At 61.8% G+C, this 20,430-nt stretch carries 16 protein-coding genes; 9 read left to right on the top strand and 7 right to left on the bottom strand.

From position 1 onward, the window contains the following. Positions 1–64: 64 nt before the first annotated feature. On the bottom strand, positions 65–1,408 hold the full coding sequence (locus AACY44_RS02455) for an MATE family efflux transporter (protein WP_339415769.1): 1,344 nt from the start codon (positions 1,406–1,408) through the stop codon (positions 65–67). 236 nt (positions 1,409–1,644) lie between these two features. On the opposite strand from AACY44_RS02455, the gene AACY44_RS02450 reads away from it, so the two are divergent. Continuing rightward, entirely contained in the window at positions 1,645–6,543 is a 4,899-nt protein-coding gene (locus tag AACY44_RS02450) for an alpha-2-macroglobulin family protein (protein WP_339438025.1), read from the top strand. Positions 6,544–6,620: 77 nt separating this feature from the next. On the opposite strand, the gene AACY44_RS02445 is transcribed toward AACY44_RS02450, so the two are convergent. Further along, positions 6,621–6,914, bottom strand: a complete 294-nt coding sequence (locus AACY44_RS02445; RefSeq protein WP_339415771.1) for a hypothetical protein — start codon at positions 6,912–6,914, stop codon at positions 6,621–6,623. Positions 6,915–7,055: 141 nt separating this feature from the next. Between AACY44_RS02445 and pbpC the strand changes: the two genes are divergently transcribed. From pbpC to AACY44_RS02415, 6 genes are all read left to right on the top strand, one after another. Then, entirely contained in the window at positions 7,056–9,368 is a 2,313-nt protein-coding gene (pbpC, locus tag AACY44_RS02440) for a peptidoglycan glycosyltransferase PbpC (protein ID WP_339529839.1), read from the top strand. Positions 9,369–9,507: 139 nt separating this feature from the next. Next, positions 9,508–9,816 carry a MazG-like family protein gene (locus AACY44_RS02435; protein WP_010567659.1) on the top strand — a complete coding sequence of 103 codons (309 nt, stop codon included), beginning with the start codon at positions 9,508–9,510 and terminating at the stop codon, positions 9,814–9,816. Then, complete coding sequence (locus tag AACY44_RS02430; protein ID WP_339415772.1) at positions 9,809–10,558, top strand: methyltransferase; 750 nt, start codon at positions 9,809–9,811, stop codon at positions 10,556–10,558. The genes AACY44_RS02435 and AACY44_RS02430 overlap by 8 nt, the downstream gene beginning before the upstream one ends. A gap of 24 nt (positions 10,559–10,582) precedes the next feature. Further along, positions 10,583–11,185, top strand: a complete 603-nt coding sequence (locus AACY44_RS02425) for a DUF4136 domain-containing protein (protein ID WP_049710206.1) — start codon at positions 10,583–10,585, stop codon at positions 11,183–11,185. A gap of 45 nt (positions 11,186–11,230) precedes the next feature. Beyond that, positions 11,231–11,788, top strand: a complete 558-nt coding sequence (locus AACY44_RS02420; RefSeq protein ID WP_339415773.1) for a DUF4136 domain-containing protein — start codon at positions 11,231–11,233, stop codon at positions 11,786–11,788. A gap of 195 nt (positions 11,789–11,983) precedes the next feature. After that, positions 11,984–13,930, top strand: a complete 1,947-nt coding sequence (locus tag AACY44_RS02415) for a pilus assembly protein TadG-related protein (RefSeq protein WP_339529746.1) — start codon at positions 11,984–11,986, stop codon at positions 13,928–13,930. Here AACY44_RS02415 and AACY44_RS02410 read toward each other — a convergent pair. Both AACY44_RS02410 and AACY44_RS02405 read right to left on the bottom strand, forming a co-directional pair. Then, positions 13,927–16,659 carry a PAS domain-containing sensor histidine kinase gene (locus AACY44_RS02410; protein ID WP_339427222.1) on the bottom strand — a complete coding sequence of 911 codons (2,733 nt, stop codon included), beginning with the start codon at positions 16,657–16,659 and terminating at the stop codon, positions 13,927–13,929. The genes AACY44_RS02415 and AACY44_RS02410 overlap by 4 nt on opposite strands. Next, positions 16,656–17,099, bottom strand: a complete 444-nt coding sequence (locus AACY44_RS02405; protein ID WP_339415776.1) for a TadE/TadG family type IV pilus assembly protein — start codon at positions 17,097–17,099, stop codon at positions 16,656–16,658. The genes AACY44_RS02410 and AACY44_RS02405 overlap by 4 nt, the downstream gene beginning before the upstream one ends. Before the next feature lie 72 nt (positions 17,100–17,171). On the opposite strand from AACY44_RS02405, the gene AACY44_RS02400 reads away from it, so the two are divergent. Together AACY44_RS02400 and AACY44_RS02395 are read left to right on the top strand one after the other, a co-directional pair. Next, positions 17,172–17,621 carry a prepilin peptidase gene (locus AACY44_RS02400; protein ID WP_339427221.1) on the top strand — a complete coding sequence of 150 codons (450 nt, stop codon included), beginning with the start codon at positions 17,172–17,174 and terminating at the stop codon, positions 17,619–17,621. Between the two features lie 126 nt (positions 17,622–17,747). Next, positions 17,748–18,536, top strand: a complete 789-nt coding sequence (locus AACY44_RS02395; RefSeq protein WP_339415778.1) for a response regulator transcription factor — start codon at positions 17,748–17,750, stop codon at positions 18,534–18,536. A gap of 4 nt (positions 18,537–18,540) precedes the next feature. Here the strand turns inward: AACY44_RS02395 and AACY44_RS02390 are convergent, their stop codons facing one another. Genes AACY44_RS02390 through AACY44_RS02380 form a run of 3 tightly spaced genes read right to left on the bottom strand, consistent with a single transcriptional unit; the run spans position 18,541 to position 20,429 of the window. Then, complete coding sequence (locus tag AACY44_RS02390; RefSeq protein WP_339415779.1) at positions 18,541–18,810, bottom strand: DUF3613 domain-containing protein; 270 nt, start codon at positions 18,808–18,810, stop codon at positions 18,541–18,543. Positions 18,811–18,820: 10 nt separating this feature from the next. Continuing rightward, on the bottom strand, positions 18,821–19,531 hold the full coding sequence (locus AACY44_RS02385) for a tetratricopeptide repeat protein (protein ID WP_339415780.1): 711 nt from the start codon (positions 19,529–19,531) through the stop codon (positions 18,821–18,823). Positions 19,532–19,541: 10 nt separating this feature from the next. Next, positions 19,542–20,429, bottom strand: coding sequence for a type II secretion system F family protein (locus AACY44_RS02380; protein WP_339415781.1), 888 nt, complete (start codon positions 20,427–20,429; stop codon positions 19,542–19,544). Position 20,430 lies beyond the last annotated feature (1 nt).

The following is a 20,430-nucleotide window of genomic DNA, read 5'->3' as shown; positions in this document are numbered from 1 at the left end:
CTGGATTGACATAAATCCCATGTGGGAGCGGGCTTGCTCGCTCCCACATTTGCATCTAATTCCTTCAGTTGCTGCCCAGCCAAAGCCCCTGCCGATTTAAACGCCAGGCAATCGCCCACAGCGTCAAACTGCGCACCGCCATAAACACCAGGAAGGTTATCCACAGCCCGTGGTTACCCAGCCCTTGCAACGCCCAGGCAATGGGCAGCACCACAACCACCGTCAGCAGCATCCCATTGCGCATCTCCCGCGCGCGTGTCGCGCCGATAAACAAACCATCCAGCAAGTAACTCCACACCGCAATCAACGGCAATACCGCGAGGTAAGGCAGGTAGCTGTCGGCGGTTTCGCGCACGCTGGGAATATCGGTCTGCATGGCGATAAACACGTGGCCAGCGACGGTGAACAGCAGCGCGAAACCGACGCTGGCGATCAGCGACCAGCCGCCGGCCACCACCAGCGAACGGCGCAGCGCTGGGCGGTCATGGGCGCCGATAGCGTGACCGCACAGGGCTTCGACGGCGTGAGCCAATCCATCCAGGGCGTGGGCGGTCAGCAACAGGCCGTTGAGCAGTAGCGCGTTGGCGGCCACGGTAGCGTCGCCCAGGCGGGCGCCTTGCACGGTGATCATGAAAAACACCGATTGCAGCGCGAGGCTGCGGATGAAGATGTCGCGGTTGACCGCCAGCAGTGGACGCCAGCTTTCCCACAACTTCAGTGCCGCCCAGGCGATGTGACCGGGGTAGGCGCGCAGGGCTTTTTGCGTCAGTGCGAGGCCCAGCAGGGCGCCGGTCCATTCAGCAACAACCGAGGCGCGCGCGGAGCCGACCACACCCCAATCCAGGCCCAGTACGAACCACAGGTTCAGGGCGATGTTGACCAGGTTGGTGGTCAACAGAATCGCCAGCGGCGCGCGGGCGTTTTGTGTGCCGAGGAACCAACCGACCAGCGCGTAGCTGGCCAGCGCGGCGGGCAGGCCGAACAGACGGGTGTGGAAGAAATCCTGCGTCAGTTGATTGAGCTCGGGGGAGGGCTGCATCCACTGCAACGCCAGATGGCTCAGCGGGATGCCCACGGTGCCGAGCAGCATCGCCAGGCCCAGTGCCAACAGCAAACCTTGCAGCAGGATTTGCCGCAGCGCCGCCCCATCATTGCGCCCGGCAGCTTGGGCGGCGAAACCGGTGGAGCCCATGCGCAGGAAACCCATGGCCCAGGCGAGGAAGGTATACAGGCTGGCACCGACGGCCACGGCACCCAGTTGGTGGGCGTGGGGCAGGTGGCCGATGACCATGCTGTCGACCAGCGCTACGAGCGGCACCGAGATGTTCGAAAGAATCATAGGCGCGGCCAGGGCCCAGACGCGGCGGTGGGTGGGGCGGTGGCGCCAGTCGGTGAGCAGGTTGGTCATGGGGGCTCCTTGGGAGAGCAGCAGTGTAACTGGCCGTCAGACACGCCGCAGAACCAATGTGGGAGCAGCCAAGCCAGGTCCCACATTTTGATCTTCAGTGCTTGTGGGATTTGGCTGGGGCTGGGGGCAGCTCAGAACCAAACCACCCTCCGTCGGTCAATGTGAGCAGCATCTCATCGGCCCCACTCTGGCTGATATATAGTTAGCCCTTCGGTCCCTCTCACTACGAGTGTCTCATGCTTAACAAAGGATTGTTCCTGGCCTGCGCGCTGGCCCTGCTCAGCGCCTGCGATTCTTCCGATAAACCGACTGCTCCGAGCGCTCCTGCGGTGGCAACGGTTGCAACCACGCCGGCTAAAGCGGCGGTGGATGTGGCGGCGCTGAAGCAACGCTACGCCGGGCGTGAGTTGAGCGTGGTGGACGTGTCTGAAGTGCAGCTCGATGGGGCCAGTACCTTGTCGGTGAGCTTTTCCATTCCGCTGGACCGCGATCAGAAATTCGCCGACAAATTGCACTTGGTGGACAGCAAGTCCGGCAAGGTCGATGGCGCCTGGGAAATCTCCGACAACCTCATGGAACTGCGCCTTCGCCACCTGGAGCCACAGCGCAAACTGGTGCTTACGGTGGATGCCGGGGTGAAGGCGGTCAACGACAACACGCTCGCCGCCGAGTACATCGCCCGTCTGGAAACCCGCGACCTGCAAGCCACTGTCGGCTTCGCCAGCCGTGGCACCTTGTTGCCGACGCGCCTGGCCGAAGGCCTGCCAGTGATCGCGCTGAACGTCGACAAGATCGACGTCGAGTTCTTCCGCATCAAGCCCGAATCCTTGCCGTCATTCCTGGCGCAGTGGGGGCGTAATACCAGCCTGCAAAGTTACGAATCCCGCGAACTGCTGCCGCTGGCCGACCTGGTCTACGGTGGCCGTTTCGACTTGAACCCAGCGCGCAACACCCGCGAAACCCTTTTACTGCCGATCGCCGGCCTCAAGCAATTGCAGCAGCCGGGCGTGTACCTGGCGGTGATGCGTGCGTCGGGCACCTACAACTATTCGCAACCGGCCACGCTGTTCACCTTGAGTGACATCGGCCTGTCGGTGCACCGCTACGCCAACCGATTAGATGTGTTTACCCAGGCGCTGGAAGGCGGCAAGGCACTGGACGGCGTTGACCTCGAAGTGCTCGACGCCGAAGGCCGTGTGTTGGGCCAGGGCAAGACCGAGAAGGGCGGCCACGCTGAGTTGCCGCTGCCGAAAAAGGCCCAGGTGCTCCTGGCCAAGCAGGGTGAGCAGACCAGTCTGTTGCGCCTCGACAGCGCTGCACTGGACCTGGCCGAGTTCGACATTGGCGGCCAGCCTTCCCACCCCTTGCAGTTCTTTGTGTTCGGCCCGCGTGATCTGTATCGCCCCGGTGAAACGGTGCTGCTCAATGCATTGTTGCGGGACAAGGATGGCCATGCCGTCAAACCGCAGCCGGTGAGCGTGGAAGTGCGTCGCCCGGACGAGCAGGTGAGCCGCAAATTTGTCTGGGATGCGGATGCCTCCGGTCTTTATCAATACTCGCTGCAACTGGCCGGCGAAGCGCCGACTGGGCGCTGGCAGTTGGTGTTCGACCTGGGCGATGGCAAACCGCAGTTGTATGAATTTCTCGTTGAAGACTTCCTGCCTGAGCGCCTGGCGCTGGAACTCAAGGGCAGCGACACCGCGCTGAGCCCCGCGGACAACCCGGTGATTCAGGTTAACGGCCGTTACCTGTACGGTGCGCCAGCATCGGGCAACCGCGTCAGTGGTCAGGTTTATGTGCGCCCGTTGCGCGAAGCGGTCAAGTCGTTGCCGGGCTACCAGTTCGGCTCTGTTACCGAAGAAGAGTTGAGCCAGGATTTCGAACTGGATGAAAGCGTGCTCGACGCCAAGGGCCAGGAAGCGCTGACCCTGGAAAGCAAGTGGGCCGACGCGAAGTCGCCGTTGCAATTGATCGTGCAAGCCAGCCTGCAAGAGTCCGGCGGGCGCCCGATCACGCGGCGTCTGGTGCAGCCGATCTGGCCCGCCGAGCAGCTTCCGGGCCTGCGCGGGTTGTTTGACGGCACCGAAACCAATGGCGATGGCCCGGCGGAATTTGAAGTACTGCTGGCCAACCAGGATGGGCAGAAACTCGCCGCGCAAAACCTCAAGGTGCGCCTGGTTCGCGAGCGCCGTGACTATTACTGGAATTACTCAGAGAACGATGGCTGGAGCTATCACTTCAACGAGAAATTCCTCAACCTCGACGAGCAGACCCTGACTATCAAGGCTGGCGACACCGCCAAGGTCAGCTTCCAGGTGGAGTGGGGCCCGTACCGCGTCGAGGTCGAAGACCCGCAGACCGGGTTGGTCAGCAGCCTGCGCTTCTGGGCCGGTTACCAGGCCCAGGACAACACCGAAGGCGGCGCCGTGCGCCCCGATCAGGTCAAGCTGGCGCTGGACAAACCAGCGTATGGCGATGGTGACACCGCCAATGTCACCGTGACGCCACCGGCAGCCGGTAAAGGCTACCTGCTGGTGGAGTCCGCCGAAGGGCCGCTGTGGTGGCAGGAAATCGACGTGCCGGCCGAGGGCAAAAGCTTCGCTGTGAAGCTCGACCCGAAATGGTCGCGGCATGACTTGTACGTGAGTGCCCTGGTGATTCGCCCAGGCGAGCGTAAAGCCAATATCACCCCCAAACGCGCAGTGGGCCTGCTGCACCTGCCGCTGGATCGCACCCAGCGCAAACTGGGCGTGACCCTCACTGCGCCGGAAAAAATGCGCCCCAAACAACCGCTGACGGTGAAGATATCGGCAAAAAATGCCGATGGCAGCGTGCCGAAACAGGTGCACGTACTGGTGGCAGCGGTGGACGTGGGCATCCTCAATATCACCGAATACCCGACACCGGACCCGTACTCCAGCCTGTTCGGCCGCAAGGCGTATGGCGTGGACCAGTTCGATATCTACGGCCAGTTGATCGAGGCCGGCCAGGGTCGCCTGGCCAGCCTGGCGTTTGGTGGTGACGCGGCGCTGGCCAAGGGCGGCAAGCGTCCGGACACCAGTGTGACCATCGTCGCCCTGCAAAGCGCGCCGGTGACGTTGAATGAGCAGGGCGAGGGCGAAGTCAGCGTCAACATTCCCGACTTCAACGGCGAACTGCGCCTGATGGCCCAGGCCTGGGGCGATGACCGCTATGGCATGGCCGAAGCCAAGACAGTGATTGCCGCGCCGCTGATTGCCGAACTGTCGGCGCCACGCTTCCTGGCCGGTGGTGACCAGACAACGTTAGCGCTGGACCTGTCCAACCTGTCGGGCAAGGCGCAGAAGCTTGATGTGCAACTGACTGCCGAGGGGCAGTTGGAACTGGTCAACAGTGGCGCGCAAACCGTCGAGCTGACACAAGGCCAACGCACCACGCTGCGCATCCCTGTAAAAGCCTGGGGCGGGTTGGGGCAGGGCAAGGTCAAGGTGACCGTCAATGGGCTGGACTTGCCAGGTGAGCACCTGCCGCCGTTCACGCGTGAATGGACCTTGGGCGTGCGGCCGGCCTATCCGGCACTGCTTAAGCATTATCGCGCGGTACTCAAGGATCAGCCGTGGACCTTGCCACCGGGTACCCTGGATCAATTCGATACCTCGGGGCGTCAGGCGCTGCTGAGCCTGTCGAGCCGGCCGCCGTTGAACCTCGGTGCGCAGATAAGTGCACTCAAAGCTTACCCTTACGGTTGCCTGGAACAGACGGCAAGCGGCCTGTACCCATCGCTGTATGCGGACGATGCGTTGCTCAAGCGCCTGTCGATAAAGGGCGAGTCGGACAGCGAGCGCAAGCGCAAGATCGAGCTGGGCATAGAGCGTTTGCTGGGCATGCAGCGCTACAACGGCAGTTTTGGTTTGTGGGGCGCCGACGGTGAAGAGGAGTACTGGCTGACCGCCTATGTCACCGATTTCCTGTTGCGCGCCCGAGATCAGGGTTTCGCGGTACCGCCTGAAGCCATGAAAAAGGCCAGCGAACGCCTGCTGCGTTATGTACAGGAGCGCAACTTGATCGATGTCGACTACAGCGATAACGCTGATCACACGCGCTTTGCCGTGCAGGCCTACGCCGGCATGGTGTTGGCGCGCAGTCAGCAGGCGCCGTTGGGTGCGTTGCGCAGCATTTTTGAACGACGCAGCGACGCGCGCTCCGGTTTGCCGCTGGTGCAGTTGGCTGTCGCGTTGCAGAAGATGGGCGACCAGCCGCGCGCGGACCAAGCCTTGCTGGCGGGGCTGGCGGCGCAGCGCAGTGCCAGTGAATGGTTGGCCGATTACGGCAGCCCGCTGCGCGACCAGGCAATGATCCTGGCGTTGCTGGAAGAAAATGACTTGGCCAAGGGCAAGCGTGAGGAGCGCTTGTTTACGCTGTCGGATCAACTGGCGGCCAGTGCGTATCTGTCGACCCAGGAGCGTAATTCGCTGTTCCTGGCGGGGCGCCTCGGTTTCGCCAAGCCGGATTCGAACTGGCAGGTGTCGCTCACCGGCAGTGGCGGTGTGCAGGCGTTGAATGATCAGCAGTCGACGCTGGCGCTGGAAGGCAAGCTGCTTTCCAGTGATTTAACCTTGAGCAATCAGGGCGAAACGCCGGTGTATCAGCAACTGACGATTTCGGGTTATCCACAGCTGCCACCGGCTGCCGGCGGCGACAACCTGAGCATTCGCCGTGAGTACCTGGGCATGAATGGCCAGCCGTTGAATCTTCGTAACCTCAACAGTGGGGACCTGGTGCTGGTGCATCTGGCGGTCGGTGCCAAGCAGCGTGTGCCGGATGCCTTGGTGGTGGATTTGCTGCCCGCTGGCCTGGAGCTTGAAAACCAGAACCTGGCGCAGAGTGCCGCCAGCCTGGAGAACGCCAGCAGCCAAGTGAAGGCGTGGCGTGAGTCGATGCAGAACGCGTCGCTCAAGCATCAGGAGTTCAGGGATGATCGGTATGTGGCGGCGATTAATCTGGAGGGGTCTGGCACCACGCACCTGCTGTATCTGGCGCGGGCGGTGACACCGGGGACTTATCGCGTACCACCGCCGCAGGTGGAGTCGATGTATCGGCCGAATTGGCAGGCGGTGGGGGAGACGCCGGCAGATTTGGTGATCAAGGGGCGCTGATATTCCAACATAAAATAGGGGCTAAATGTGGGAGCGGGCTTGCTCGCTCCCACATTAGTTTGGGGATACTCTGTGGGTTAATGGACGACCCAGCTCAGGAGCCATAGGCCGAGCAGTAGCCAGATGATGCCCATGATGACCGAGGCGCGCATGAAGGCGCGTACGGCTGAATACAGGAATAGCAGGCCGACGATCAGGGTGATGATGCTGATGATCGAGGTATCCATGCCCAAGGTGCGGGACAGGCCTTCGACGAAGTTGCCGCCGGCGTTGGTCAGGGCACCGAACAGGCCGCTGAGGCCGTCGACGATAAAGCGGATGATGGAACCGAGCGCCTGGCCCAGCCATTCGAAAAAGCTTTCTACCTGCATGTGTGTGTCCTGATGAAGAGGTGGGCGTATCCGTGTCTTTGGTTGTTATTGCGACTGGCTAGTTCCCTACAAGCATAGAGGTTTGCCCGGTTGAATTTGCGATTAAGTTGCGTCATTTGCGGGTGTACGCTCCCACATTTACTGCGCTGGGCTCTGGGGGCAGTGGTGTTGGTGGTGGTGTTGTTGTGGGGAGCGGATCGGGTTTGGCCGTTGCCGTTGCCTCAGGATGATTTGGCGCGGGTGGTGTTGGCTGAGGATGGCACGCCGTTGTGGCGGTTTGCCGATGCGAATGGGGTGTGGCGCTATCCAGTGCAAACCAGCGAAGTGTCGCCGTATTACCTGGATGCGTTGCTCACCTATGAAGACCGTTGGTTCTATCAGCATCCTGGCGTAAACCCACTGGCGCTGGTGCGGGCGACGTGGCAGAACCTGACCGGGGCGCGTGTGGTGTCGGGGGGCAGTACGTTGTCGATGCAGGTGGCGCGGTTGTTGGATCCGCATTCGCGTACCTTCCACGGCAAGTTGCGCCAGTTGTGGCGCACGGCGCAGTTGGAATGGCACCTGTCCAAGGAGGAGATCCTCAACCTCTACCTGAACCGCGCACCGTTTGGCGGAACATTGCAGGGCGTGGCGGCGGCCAGTTGGGCGTATCTGGGCAAGTCTCCATCACAATTGACCCATGCCGAAGCCGCCTTGCTCGCGGTTTTGCCCCAGGCACCCAGCCGTTTGCGCCCGGACCGTCACCCGCAGCGTGCCCAGGAAGCGCGCGACAAAGTGCTGCGTCGTCTTGCCGAGTTCAAGGTGTGGCCGCAAGCCGCCGTCGATGAAACCCTGCAGGAACCGCTGCTGCTCGCCCCGCGGCTGGAGCCGAGCTTGGCTCCCCTGCTCGCGCGCCGCCTGAACCGCCCCGACAGCCCGCCGCTGATCCGCACCACCCTGGATGCCACCCTGCAACGCCGCCTCGAAGACCTGCTGTTGGGTTGGCGTGCACGCTTGCCGGAGCACACCTCCGCCGCGATCCTGGTGGTGGAGGAAGAAACCATGGCGGTACGCGCCTACCTCGGCTCGGTGGACATCAATGATGCCAAGCGTTTTGGCCATGTGGACATGATCCGCGCACTGCGTTCGCCGGGCTCCACCTTGAAACCCTTTCTCTACGGCATGGCCCTTGATGACGGGCTGATTCACTCTGAGTCCCTGCTGCAGGACGTGCCGCGGCGTTACGGGGATTACCGGCCGGGCAACTTCTCCCTGGGTTTTACCGGCGCAGTGCCGGCGAGTACGGCGTTGTCCAGTTCGCTCAACCTGCCAGCGGTACAGTTGCTGGAAGCCTATGGGCCGAAGCGGTTCGCCGCCGAGATGCGTATTGGCGGCGTGCCTTTGGCGTTGCCGGCGTTGGCCGAGCCGAACCTGGCCTTGATCCTGGGCGGCGCAGGCAGCCGTCTGGAAGATCTGGTGAGCGGCTATAGCGCCTTCGCCCGGAACGGCAGGAGTGCAACTATTCGATTACAGCCGGATGATACGCTTAGGGAGCGACCATTACTGTCGCCAGGGTCCGCCTGGATTGTGCGGCGCATCCTCAGCGGCCAGGCGCGTCCCGACCGCGACCCGCGGGCCGAACTGGTGCAGCGCCCGATGCTGGCCTGGAAGACCGGCACCAGCTACGGCTTTCGTGATGCCTGGGCGATTGGGGTGGGGCCGCGTTACTTGATCGGCGTGTGGATCGGCCGCCCGGACGGCACACCGGTGCCGGGCCAGTTCGGGCTGGCCTCGGCGGCGCCGTTGATGTTGCAGGTGCACGACGTACTGAGCAACCGCGACAGCCAGCGCGGCATCAGCGCGCCGGTCAAACCTGTGCCTGCCAATGTCGGCGTGGCAGCGATCTGTTGGCCACTAGGCCAGCCCATGAGCCGCAGCGACCCCAATTGCCGTCGCCAGCGCTTCGCCTGGACGCTGGACAACACCACGCCGCCGACCTTGCAGGCACTGGACCAACCGTTGAGCGTGGGCCTGATGGAAAGCGTATGGGTCAATGCCAAAGGCTCGCGGGTCGACGCCCATTGCCCGGGGGCAGAGCCGAAAAACATCGCCCTGTGGCCTGCGCCCTTGGAACCCTGGCTGCCAAGGGCCGAACGCCGCGAAGCACGCATCCCGCCCGCTGACTCCGATTGCCCGCCACCGGCGCTGGCCGCGTCTTCACCGCTGTCGATCGTTGGCGTACGCGAGGGCGACCAGCTGCGTCTGCCCGCCGCCAGCCAGCAAACCTTGCGCCTGAAAATCTCCGCCCTCGGCGGCAGTGGTCGGCGCTGGTGGTTCCTCAACGGCGCGCCACTGGGCGACAGCGCCAACCAGGACTTCATCAACGCCAGCTTCGAACACCTGGGCCGTTACCAACTCAGCGTCCTCGACGAAGCCGGCCAAACCGCCCGCCTAGGATTCAGCGTCATCGACTAGAGCCTCATTGCAGCCCAGGCATCTACACCTCTAGAGCGGGCCCTCTGCGTAGCAGCTGTCGAGCCTCCTCAACCCCCCACAGATTCACTTGCCTTAACCGCCAATCCCCCCGAAGCTACCCATCTTCAGGAGCCCCCGCATGAACCTCGAACACCTCACCGAACGCCTGCACCGCATTCGCGATACAAATAATTGGAAACAGTTCCACAGCCCAAAAAACCTGGCCATGGCCGCCAGCGTAGAAATGGCTGAACTGGTGGAAATCTTCCAATGGCTGAGCGAAGACCAATCGCGCCAGCTCCCGGCTGAGAAACTCGCCCACGCCGGCCAGGAAGTCGGCGATATTGTGCTGTACCTGCTGTTGCTGTGCAGCGAACTGGGCCTGGACATGAACGAGGTGGTGCGCGCCAAATTGGCCGACAGCGAACGGCGGTTTGCCCATGAGTGATCGTCATTTCGACCAACTGGCCACGCGCTTTGCCGAAAAAATCTACGGCGGTGCCAAAGGCGCGATTCGCCTGGCGGTGCTCCAGGCCGACCTCACCGAAGCCCTGCCCAAACGCCCCTTGCGCGTTCTGGATATCGGCGCAGGCCTGGGCCACATGTCGCTGTGGCTGGCGGAGCAAGGCCATCAGGTCACCCTGGCCGAACCTGCCGAACCGATGCTCGCCGGCGCCCGCCAACGTTTTGCCGACGCCGGGCAGACCGCGACCTTTATTCATGCGCCCTGGCAAGACCTGCTCGGCCAACTCACCGAACCCTACGACCTGGTGCTGTGCCACGCCGTGTTGGAATGGCTGGCCGAACCTCATGCGATCCTGCCGGTGCTGCATCAGCTCACGCTGCCTGGCGGCTGGTTGTCGTTGGCGTTCTACAACCGCGATGCGCTGATTTACCGCAACCTGCTCAAAGGCCACTTCCGCAAAATGCGCAAGAACGACATGGCCGGCGAAAAGCAGAGCCTCACCCCGCAGCAGCCGCTCGACCCGCGTGAATTGGCGGCGCAACTCGAAGGCCTTTGGCAGGTCGAAAGCCAAAGTGGCGTTCGCGTATTCCACGACTATATGCCGGTGGAATTCCAGGCCCGCGCGGATTTGCAGGGCCTTTTGGAGATGGAACTCGCTCACCGTCGTCACCCAAGCTTTGCCGGACTTGGGCGTTATTTGCACTGGGTCTGCCGTCCGGTTTAAACGGCCCAGTCTGCGGAGGTCGAAATGCGTCGTCTCTGTTTGATCCTGTTATCTCTCGGCTTGGGTGCGTGTTCGAGCCCCAACCCTTATGTCTCCGCTTCGGCGCCGATTCCACCGGCGCCGCCGCAGGCAGCCAATACCTTTGATGCCAGCGCCTATCCCGCGCCTGTGCGCGACTACGGCGCCTACCGCAACTGGGCGTGGCGCAATGGCCAGCTCCCGGCGGGCACGGCCTGGGCGGATTCGGCGCAAATTGCCGAAGCGGTCAGCGGCGCGCTTGACCAGCGCGGTCTGCGTCCCTTGCACGACAACCGCCCGGCAGACCTGCTGGTGAGCGCCGATGTGCGCCAGGAAAAGCGCCTCAAGCAGGTCCAGGATGATTATGGCTACGGTTACGGCGGCTACAACCGCTATGGCAATGGCTATGGCATGTACAACTCGGTGCCGATCGTACGCACCTATGAAGTCCAGGTCGTGGTGGTGCGCGTCAATCTATTCGATGCCCGCACGGGGCAGCCGGTGTGGAGTGCCAGCGCGGAAACGGGCAGCCAGGGCAGCCTCAGTGAACGGGGAGATGCCTTGCGCCAGGCGGTGCAAAAGGCAATGACGGCGTATCCTCCCAGTTAACAGCTATTCTCATCCTGAGCGCGGGTCGCTTTTTGGAGAAAACCCATGTTTTGTCGTATCGCTATGCTCGCTGTTGTCATGTTGCTGGGCGGTTGCCAGACCAGCCAAGTCAACCACGATTTTGACGCCAGCCGTGATTTTGGCGCCTACCGCAGTTGGGCCTGGAAAGACCCGGCCTTGCAATATCGCCCGGATGACCCGCGCATCAAGAGCGACCTCACCGAACAACGCATCCGTCAGGCGGTGGGCGAACAACTCGACCAACGCGGCCTGCGCTCAGCGGCACCGGGCAGCAAGGCCGACTTGAACGTACAGGCCTACCTGATCGTCGAAGACCGCCAGCAACAAGTCACCACCAACTATGGCGGCGCATGGGGCGGCCCATGGAACGGCTATTGGGGCGCGCCGATGTACAATGAAACCCGCAACATCACCTACAAAGTCGCCACCCTCCAGATCGACCTGCTCGACGGCAAAGACGGCAAACTGGTCTGGCGCGGCAGCGACGAGCAAATGATGGCCAACTCGCCCAGCCCGCAGGACCGCAACAACGCCATCCGCACCACGATCACCCGAATCCTCTCCAGCTACCCACCCCACTAAAACCACCGCTGAACCCTGTGGGAGCTGGCTTGCCTGCGATAGCATCACCTCGGGGCATCTGAAAAACCGAGGTGCCTGCATCGCGGGCAAGCCCGGCTCCCACACAAGCCAGCCCCCACATTGATTTGTGGAGACTGGCCAGCCCTTGTCTACACTCAATACCAACTAAGGAGAGTAAGCGCTAAGGAGTGCCTGATGTCTCCCCGACTTGGTTCCCGTCAGCGTGGTGCGATTGGCCTGATGGCTGCGGGCACCCTCGCAGTGGCCCTGGTGTTCATGCTGCTCGCGGTAGACAGCGGCCGCCTCCACCTGGAAAAGCGCAAATTGCAATCCATCGCCGACACCTCGGCCCTGGAGGCCGCCAGCCGTGGTGGCCTGTGCACGCCCACCACCAGCGCCAATGACTACGCCAAGGAAAACGCCACGCGCAACGGCTTCACCGTGGTCGCCGGCGACAACAGCCGTGGCCTGGCCGTGACCTGCGGCACATTGACCACCAATGCCAGCAATATCCGCGTATTCACCGCAGACGCCACCAAAAACGATGCCGTGCGTGTGGTGGCCACGCGTAGCGTGATGACCAGCATTGCCGGTGGGATCTGGAGCATGTTCAGCGGCGGGCCAATGTCCACCCAGATGATCTTGAGTGCCACCGCCGTTGCTGCATATGCGCCACCGGTGGCGCAGCTGACGATTCGCAGCAGCCTAGGAACGGTCGATGCCAGTAAATCTCCTATATTGAACATGGTCATCGGCAATCTTTTGGGCGGCAACCTGTCCCTGACGGCGGCGGCCTGGAACGGCTTTTTGACGACGAACGTTAATCTGCTCAGCTACTTGGATCAGTTGGCGATTGAATTGAATGTCAAGGCAGGTGACTACGATGCATTGCTCAACACCGCTGTGTCCGCCAGCCAGTTGATCGAAGCCGCGGTAAAGGTGCTGCAAAAAAATGGCTCGGTGGCCACGGCGATCATTAACGACGTGATTTCAGTGAAAGCAATCGCGCCCAACACACAGCTGTTGAAGGTCGGAGACCTGCTGAAGGTCGCCACTGGAACACCGGCCGCTGCCTTGAATACCAGCCTGCAGTTGTTTCAACTGCTTGAGACTGTGGCGCAACTGTCCAATAGCAAGAGCGCGGTGAGTGCCGCAACGCAGTTGAATATTCCACTGGTGGGCAATGTCTCGATCCAGACCAAAGTCATCAAGCCGCCGCAACTGTCGGCGATTGGCAATCCCGCAAAGGCCAAGGCCGGACTCCTGAATAACCCGCAGACAGATCAGATTTTTGTACGAACTGCCCAAGTGCGCACTTTGGTCACCATTGATGCGCCGGTAATCAAGATGGTTTCTGGGGTTTCACCGATTCTGACCGGGCTTGCGACGCCAGTGTCAAAGGTGGTCGGCGGTTTGTTGAACCTGAACCTTGTTGATACGGTGGCCGGTGTCGTGTGCTTATTGGGGTGCAATCTCACTGACGTGGATATCACCCAGCCCTTGAGCATTTATATCGAGGCGGCCAGTGCGCAAAGCCATGTAACCGACTTCAGTTGCGCCACACCGGCCACTAAGTCTTTGACGGTGCAGGCCACCACCACACTCGCTACCCTGGGCGTTGGTTATGTGGATCCGGTGGCGGCATTTTCATCGTCTGCGCCTGTCAACGTGCAGCCAGTGAGGCTGATCGACTTTGGCCAGCGCTTTTGCCTGCTGACACTGGTTTGCGGTCCGCGCACAGCAGGCGTCGGCGGCGGCTTGAATCTGAGAGCGTTGTCCACGGTGGGCGCGCAGACTAATACGTTGCTGTTTTCTCCGGTGAATGACATCAACGCGGCGACGATCTATAAAAGCCCACCTGGCACCGCCAATATCGTCAGTAGCCTGGGGGCTACGTTGAACGGTCTAGAGGTCACCTACGTACCGCCCAGCGGCAGCACACCCGGTGCGGCGAACGGCACTGTCACAAGTGCTATGGCTACCATCATCAGTTCGGTGATCACGCTTGTAAAAAGCGTCCTGACTCCGATACTCGACCCCATCGTCAACACGCTGCTCTTAGCCCTAGGGATCAGCCTCGGCAACGCCGAAGTCGGCGCCAACCTCAGTTGCCACATGGGTCGCGCCTACCTGGTGATCTAACTGATCGGCAACTCCACACAAAACCGCGCACCGTGCTCCCCCTTGGCAACGCTCAACCGTCCGCCCATGTTGTCCACAATCCCGTAGCTCACCGACAACCCCAACCCCGTGCCCACGCCAATCGGCTTGGTGGTAAAGAACGGCTCGAAAATCCGCTCCAGCAACCGAGGGTCAATGCCACCCGCGTTGTCTTCCACCCAGATCCGCGCATGCCGACTGTCGTGCTCGCAATGCACTGCGATCCAGGGGCGGAACGCCGGGTCCTTGTCCTGTTTGCTCAACAGCGCATCACGGGCATTGACCACCAGGTTGATCAGCACCTGCTCAAGCTGGTCGACGTAACCTTTGACCTGCACCGCAGCGTCCGCTGGCGTGACGCGCACCTCCACACCTTTGCCGCGCAAGCCTTCGCCGAGCAGTGACAGCGTGCCTTCTACCGCCTGTGACGGGTCGAAGGGCTGTTGTTCGATTTCCGAGCGGCGGCCAAACACGCGCATATGGTCCACCACCCGCGCCGCGCGCTGCACCTGGGTGTCGATGCGCTGGAGCTTGTCAGTGAGGTAGTCGATTTGAGCATCACCAGTGCTTAGCCGCTTGAGCACATTGACGATCGCCATGCGCATCACGTTAAGCGGCTGGTTGATCTCATGGGCCAGGCCCGTGGCCATTTCGCCAAGGGTGGCCATTTTTGCGCTTTGGGTCAGTTGCTGCTGGGAGCGGCGCACTTCGGTGTTGTCGCGGCCCACCGCTTGCACTTCCACCAGCGTGCCCTGTTCATCGAACACGCCACGGTCTGACCATACCCACCAGGCGTGTTCGCGGCCGGGCAATTCCAGGCTGATTTCGGCGGTGCTGACCGGAAATTCCGCGCTCAATTGGCCGATACGTTGCACAAAGGCCTGGTGTTGTTCTTCCGACAGCCAGTTACCCAGGTTCTGCCCCGGCAGCTGTGCGGGCAGGCATTCCAGGTAATTGGCCAGCGGCGTGTTGCCAAAGGTCAGGGTCAGGTCCGGGCGGTAGCGGCAGATCATTGCCGGGGAGTCTTCGACGAGAATGCGGTAGCGCTCTTCGCTTTGTTTGATCTGCTCGGCAGCCTGGGTTGTCTCGGTGACGTCCAGCCACAGCCCGACGGCTTCCAGCGGCAATCCAAGGTCATCGCGCAGTAATTTGGCCTCATCCAGCAGCCAATGGTATTGGCCTTGTTTGTCGCGCAGGCGGTAGCGGCTGCGCACGGCGCCTTCGCGCAACAGTTGGCGGGTGCGTTCGAAGTACAAATCGCGGTCTTCGGGGTGAATCAGCGATGCCAGGCTGTCGTGGTTACACTCGGCCAACGTCCAGCCCAGCAGGGGCAGCAGGCTATCGCTGAAGAACGCAGGGTGCAGGGCGCCGCTGACATAGCGCTGCACATAGATCACTGCTGGTGAACTGGCGATGAGGTTGTCCAGGCGCGCATGGGCGGCGGCGGCTTGCAGTTGTTGGTTCTTGATGTCGCTGATGTCGAGCATGAAGCCGACCCAGCGGCGGTCATCGCCCATGCCCAGCACCTGGCCCTGTACGCGGTACCAGAGGGGGTTGTGCTCGGCGTCGGTGCGTTGCAGGCGTACGGTTGTCAGCAGCGGTTTGCCCAGGGCTTGCAGATCGTGCAGGCGGCTGTTGAGTTCCTGGCGGTCGGCGGGGTGGATCAGTTCCAGCCACAGGCCCAGCGGTTGGCGGGTGGGACCGTCTTCCGGGCTGAGGCTGTGCAGCAACTGCGGGGCGAGCTGGATTTCTTGGGTAGCCGGCAGCAGCTCCCACCAGCCGGTGCCGAGCAGGCCTTGCAGGGCTTCCATGCGGTCGAGCTGTTGATGATAGCGTTGCTCGCGCAAGCGGCTCAGCAGTGGGGCGGCGAGGGCGGCGGTGAGGTTCAGCCAGTCCTGTTCGCGGGTGTGTTGCTGGCCGTTGTAGAGGCCGCAGAGTAACCATGCGGCGACGCCCTGGCTGTCACGGTAGGGCACCAAAAATCCATCGGCGTTGCCGAAAATGCTCTGCAGGCGCAGGTTGTCGCTGCGCTCTTGGGCCAGGCTCAACGGCGTGTTGCCACTCACACTGTCGAGGCTGGTGCCCAGGTGTTGGCCGGTCCGCCACAAGGCGGGGGCATCGTGGGCGGCGTAGTGGCTGTAGATCCGCCAGCCCTGGTCTTCTTCATCGAGCAACGCCAGCGCGAGGCAGGGCATGCGCCAGCGCTGCGCCACGCTTCGCAGGTGCTCGTTGAACACCTCGGGCAGTCGGGCCAGGCTGCACACCCGCAACTGGCCGCTCATCTGGCAGGTCAGTTGATGGTTCTGCTCACGGTGTTGGGCCAGTTGCGAGCCAGCCAGCAAGTCGCTGACGTCCAGCAGGCGCAGGCTCCAGCCGTCACCCTCGGCTTCGATCCAGCCGCGGGTGTGCAAGACCTGGCCGGTAGCACCCTGGAAGTCCAGGTCCAGGTCCAGGCTCTGGCGCTGCCAGTCGGCCGGGCGACCTTCAATGCTCAAGGTGCTGCTGGCGCACAACAGTTCACGCAATAGCGGCCGGGTTTCGCCCACTCCATGCGACGCGAGCTGCGGGCGCAGCGTGCCGCTGATGCTCAATACGTGGCCCTGGTGATCCAGTTGCAGGTGCAACCCTGGCGTGGGTGCGCCGGGCGTGTCGAGGGGCGTTGCGCTGGTGCGGCCGAGCAGGCGCCCGAAGAGGCTATCCCCCGAGGTCAAAACTGCAGACTCGAAATGGCTGTCAGGTTGGCCGGCAGATTCGGCACGGTGCCTATGCCCGGCACTACCAACGCCGGAAACACTGAATAGAGGCGGCTGGTGGGGTATTTAATCGTCACAGTCAGCGTAGTGCCGTTGTAGGCGGCGGTGATTAAATCGTCGGTAAATTGGAAGCTGGGTGGAATCCAGTCCAACTGCAGGATCGCCTTGGTTTTGGCGCGATCAATCAGCTCGGTGCCATAGGCAGTGCCCGCAGCGACCGGGTCCACCGCCATCGCCTGGCGTACGGCCTCCGCTGCCGCCTGGTTGAACGACTGCATCAACAACAGAGGCAGGCTATAGCTGATCAATCCATAGAACACCGCAAAAAAGATCCCGAAGACCAGCGCGAACTCAATCGCCGCCGCACCTTTTTGCTTTCTAGGGAGGCTTGTTTTCATGACTGCGTCTACCCTGACGGCTACTACTTGATATGAGCATAGAATCATTCAGCAAAAAGGGATGTTTTTTACGTGATCCATGGCGTGGTGATACTGCTCTGGTTGGGGCTCTGTGCGTGGCAGGACATGCGTCAACGGCAAATCGCCAACGGCTTGACCCTGGGGGCGGCGCTGCTGGCGCTGTTCTACCTGTCATGGACGGGCACCACCTGGCTCGGAGCGCCCGCCGGCGAAGGTGGCGGGGCCTTTGCCGTGGCGCTGCTGCTGACCTTGCCCGGCTATGCGCTGGGCCGCTTTGGCGCGGGTGATGTGAAGCTGCTGGCCGCCCTGGCGCTGGCCAGTACGCTGGACTATTTATTGTGGTCTTTAATCGGCGCAGCGCTGTTCCAAAGTGGCTGGGTGATTGTGCGTCAAAGGCTTAGCGCGCCTCTTCTAATCGCGGCTGCGGGAGCGTCAACAAAACAGCCTTTTGCGCCCTTTGTATTGACTGGGTTTGGGCTATATTGGCTTTGGATCGATTAGGCTGACGAGGCCTCTGTCACTGTGTACAGAGTCAGAAAGTAGGTCTACGTTTATTAACTGGATGTGTAGGATTTTTTGTCAAAAGGGATAGCTCAATCTTTTGGCTTTCCGGGCATGGAGTGGCGTGTGAACAAGCTTACCTCGGCGGTGAAAGTGCTCGTTGTCGACGATCAGCCGATGATCGTGGAAGAACTCTGCGAATTTCTTGAAGGCAGTGGTTACCGCTGCGTCCCTTGTGAATCCAGTCGGCATGCGTTGCAACGCTTCGGCGAGGATGCCGACATTGGCTTGGTCCTGTGCGATCTGCATATACCGGACATGGATGGCATCGAGCTGGTGCAGGCCATGCAGAAGGTGGCGGGCAAGCAGCGGGCGTTCGAAGCGATCATGCTGACCGGGCGTGCCGACAAGCAGGACGTGATCAAGGCCCTGCGCGCAGGGATCTCGGATTACTACCAGAAGCCGATCAATCTCGATGAGTTGCTCGAAGGCCTGCAACGCCAGGAAGCGGCGTTGGAAGAACGGCAAAAAGAGCTGCAACTGGGGCACTTGAACCAGAAGCTGCAATACCTCTCCGAATCCATCAATGACCTGTACCAGGACCTCGATAAAGTGCGCCGCAGCCCAAGTCCCGGCTTGGTGGACGATGGCGAGCTGGTCGCCGAAGAGGCTGGGCCCGTGGAGATTCCGACCATTTTCAACCAGCTGTCGCCGCGCCAGCTTGACGTTGCACGTCTGGTGGGCAAGGGCCAGGCCAACTACCAGATTGCCTGTGAGCTGGGGATCACCGAGAACACCGTCAAGCTGTACGTGTCCCAGGTGCTTCGCCTCACCCACATGCGCAACCGCACCCAGCTGGCGTTGGCCTTGTCACCGAATAACTCCGCGATTCGCCAACGGTTCACCGCCCACTAGGGTGTCACTGGCTCTTCCCGCCTTGGGCAGACCCTCCCGACTCCGATTCAAAGAACTCCGGAATCGGATGCTTATTACTGTCCAGCCAGCGCTGCAAGGCTTGCTCCCGTTCTGCGGGAGTGGTCCTTTGCGGCGTCGCCGAAGCAGCCCGACCATTGACCTGCAAGGCCAGCCAGTTTTCCGTCTCCGCTTGTTGCGGGGACGACGGGCCGGGTTCGAGGGCCAGTGCGCTCAGCGGTAGCATCGCCAGGCCAATAAGGTAATGTGCTTTCATCAATCACTCCTTACTTTAGGGTCACCGGCAGGGCATCGCTCACCGCCGCTACTTTGCGCGTCGCCGCGCGGGAGCCCTTGAGTTTTTCCGCGCGTGCCTGGGCAACGGTGACTTGCTCGGGGGTCAGGCCCAACTGGCTGACCACTTTCGCCGCTTGACCCCAGTCGTCCTGATAGATCAACAGCGTCACCAGGTTGACGGCAGCCAAGGGATTGCCCTGCTTGAGCTCGATGGCGGTCATGAATTCAAAGCGGGCGTCTTCCAGGCGCAATTGGTTGAGGTACACCACGCCCAGGTCATTGCGGATTTTTTCGTCCGTGGGCGCCAGCCGCGCCGCTCGCTGCATATGCGCCATCGCCTGGTCGTTGTCGCCCTTGGCCGCCGCCAATTGCCCCAAACCGTGTTCGCCTTCAGCGGTCATGCAGGTGCCGAGCAGGCTGCGGTAGAACGGCTCGGCCTCGCTGCGCCCCAGCAAGCGGTAAGCGCGTGCCTTGCGCTGGCGCACCTGGGGCAAGGACTCGGGCAGGTTTTGCAGGTTGGCGAGGCTGGCGTGCAGCTTGCCTTCGTTGGCCAGGTCGTCCGACAGGTTGAGCGCCAATCCCTGGTCTGAACTCGGCTTGGCGCAACTGCCGGACGAGATCAACGCGGCCCAGGGTGATTGGCCGTTGGTGGCGCAGCCGCCGAGCATTAGCAGGGCCACGCCGGCAATCAGTACTTTCATCAACGTCTCCTCAAAAGTGATTCAAAGCGCGGGCGATGCCGATAAACGCAGGGCCACCGAGCACGATCAGCAACGCGGGGAACAGAAACACCATCATCACCACTGACATTTTTGCCGACATCTTCGAGATGTATTCCTGCAGGCGAGTCAGGCGTCGGTCGTCGAGCAACTGCTTTAGCGCCAGCAAGGATTTCATCGCGCCGCCGCCCTGATGGATCAATTGCTGCAGGATGATGCAGGTGTCGGTGAATTCATCCACTTCGAGCAAGCGTGCGGTCTTGCCCAGCTCTTCGCTCAGCTCCAGGCCGGAATCGACACGCGCCAGGATCAGCCGCAATTCATGGGTAAGCGCGGGTAGCAGGCGTTCGGCTTCGTTGCCCAGCACGCGCAGCGACTGCTCAATCGCCATGCCCGACTCGAACAGGATGCGCAGCAGCGGAATGAACGTTGAGATTTCTTTGGCGATGGCCTGCTGGCGGTATTTGGCCGCCGCAGCCAGCACGCGTTTTGGCAACAGGTAACCGATGCCCAGCGCAAATATCGGGGCAATCCAGGCAGGGTCTGCATGAGGAAACAGCAGTTGCTGGCCGAGGAGCGTCAGGCCCAGCAGCACGACAGGCAAACCAATCTGGAACGCAGCAAACAGTGAGCGCTGGCTAGCCTTGCGCCAGCCGACCCGGTTGAGCAGGACCTGCGTCTCGTTGTCCAGGCTGACCGAGCGCTGCGCCAGGGTGCTTGCGCCCAATTGACGCATGAGCGTGCCGAACCTTGCATCGCCGCTCATCCGCCCCTGCAAGCGTTCAGCCACCCGGCGCTTGCGACGTCGATTCTCGAGCTCTTGGCCGCCCACCAATACCACGGCTGCGAGCAACAACAAGGCGCAGGCCAGAAGTGCCATC

The organism is Pseudomonas sp. RA_15y_Pfl1_P11, assembly GCF_963970975.1.
In the GTDB taxonomy this organism is placed as follows: domain Bacteria; phylum Pseudomonadota; class Gammaproteobacteria; order Pseudomonadales; family Pseudomonadaceae; genus Aquipseudomonas; species Aquipseudomonas tritici.
This window is presented reverse-complemented; position numbering and strand designations above follow the sequence as displayed.

What these genes read in the sequence shown, in the direction of transcription:
- AACY44_RS02420 (WP_339415773.1), top strand. Translation starts at nt 11,231, where the DNA reads ATGTTTTGTCGTATCGCTATGCTCGCTGTTGTCATGTTGCTGGGCGGT.
- AACY44_RS02455 (WP_339415769.1), bottom strand. Translation starts at nt 1,408, where the DNA reads ATGACCAACCTGCTCACCGACTGGCGCCACCGCCCCACCCACCGCCGC.
- AACY44_RS02405 (WP_339415776.1), bottom strand. Translation starts at nt 17,099, where the DNA reads ATGAAAACAAGCCTCCCTAGAAAGCAAAAAGGTGCGGCGGCGATTGAG.
- AACY44_RS02415 (WP_339529746.1), top strand. Translation starts at nt 11,984, where the DNA reads ATGTCTCCCCGACTTGGTTCCCGTCAGCGTGGTGCGATTGGCCTGATG.
- AACY44_RS02430 (WP_339415772.1), top strand. Translation starts at nt 9,809, where the DNA reads ATGAGTGATCGTCATTTCGACCAACTGGCCACGCGCTTTGCCGAAAAA.
- AACY44_RS02390 (WP_339415779.1), bottom strand. Translation starts at nt 18,810, where the DNA reads ATGAAAGCACATTACCTTATTGGCCTGGCGATGCTACCGCTGAGCGCA.
- AACY44_RS02425 (WP_049710206.1), top strand. Translation starts at nt 10,583, where the DNA reads ATGCGTCGTCTCTGTTTGATCCTGTTATCTCTCGGCTTGGGTGCGTGT.
- AACY44_RS02450 (WP_339438025.1), top strand. Translation starts at nt 1,645, where the DNA reads ATGCTTAACAAAGGATTGTTCCTGGCCTGCGCGCTGGCCCTGCTCAGC.
- AACY44_RS02435 (WP_010567659.1), top strand. Translation starts at nt 9,508, where the DNA reads ATGAACCTCGAACACCTCACCGAACGCCTGCACCGCATTCGCGATACA.
- AACY44_RS02445 (WP_339415771.1), bottom strand. Translation starts at nt 6,914, where the DNA reads ATGCAGGTAGAAAGCTTTTTCGAATGGCTGGGCCAGGCGCTCGGTTCC.
- AACY44_RS02385 (WP_339415780.1), bottom strand. Translation starts at nt 19,531, where the DNA reads ATGAAAGTACTGATTGCCGGCGTGGCCCTGCTAATGCTCGGCGGCTGC.
- AACY44_RS02380 (WP_339415781.1), bottom strand. Translation starts at nt 20,429, where the DNA reads ATGGCACTTCTGGCCTGCGCCTTGTTGTTGCTCGCAGCCGTGGTATTG.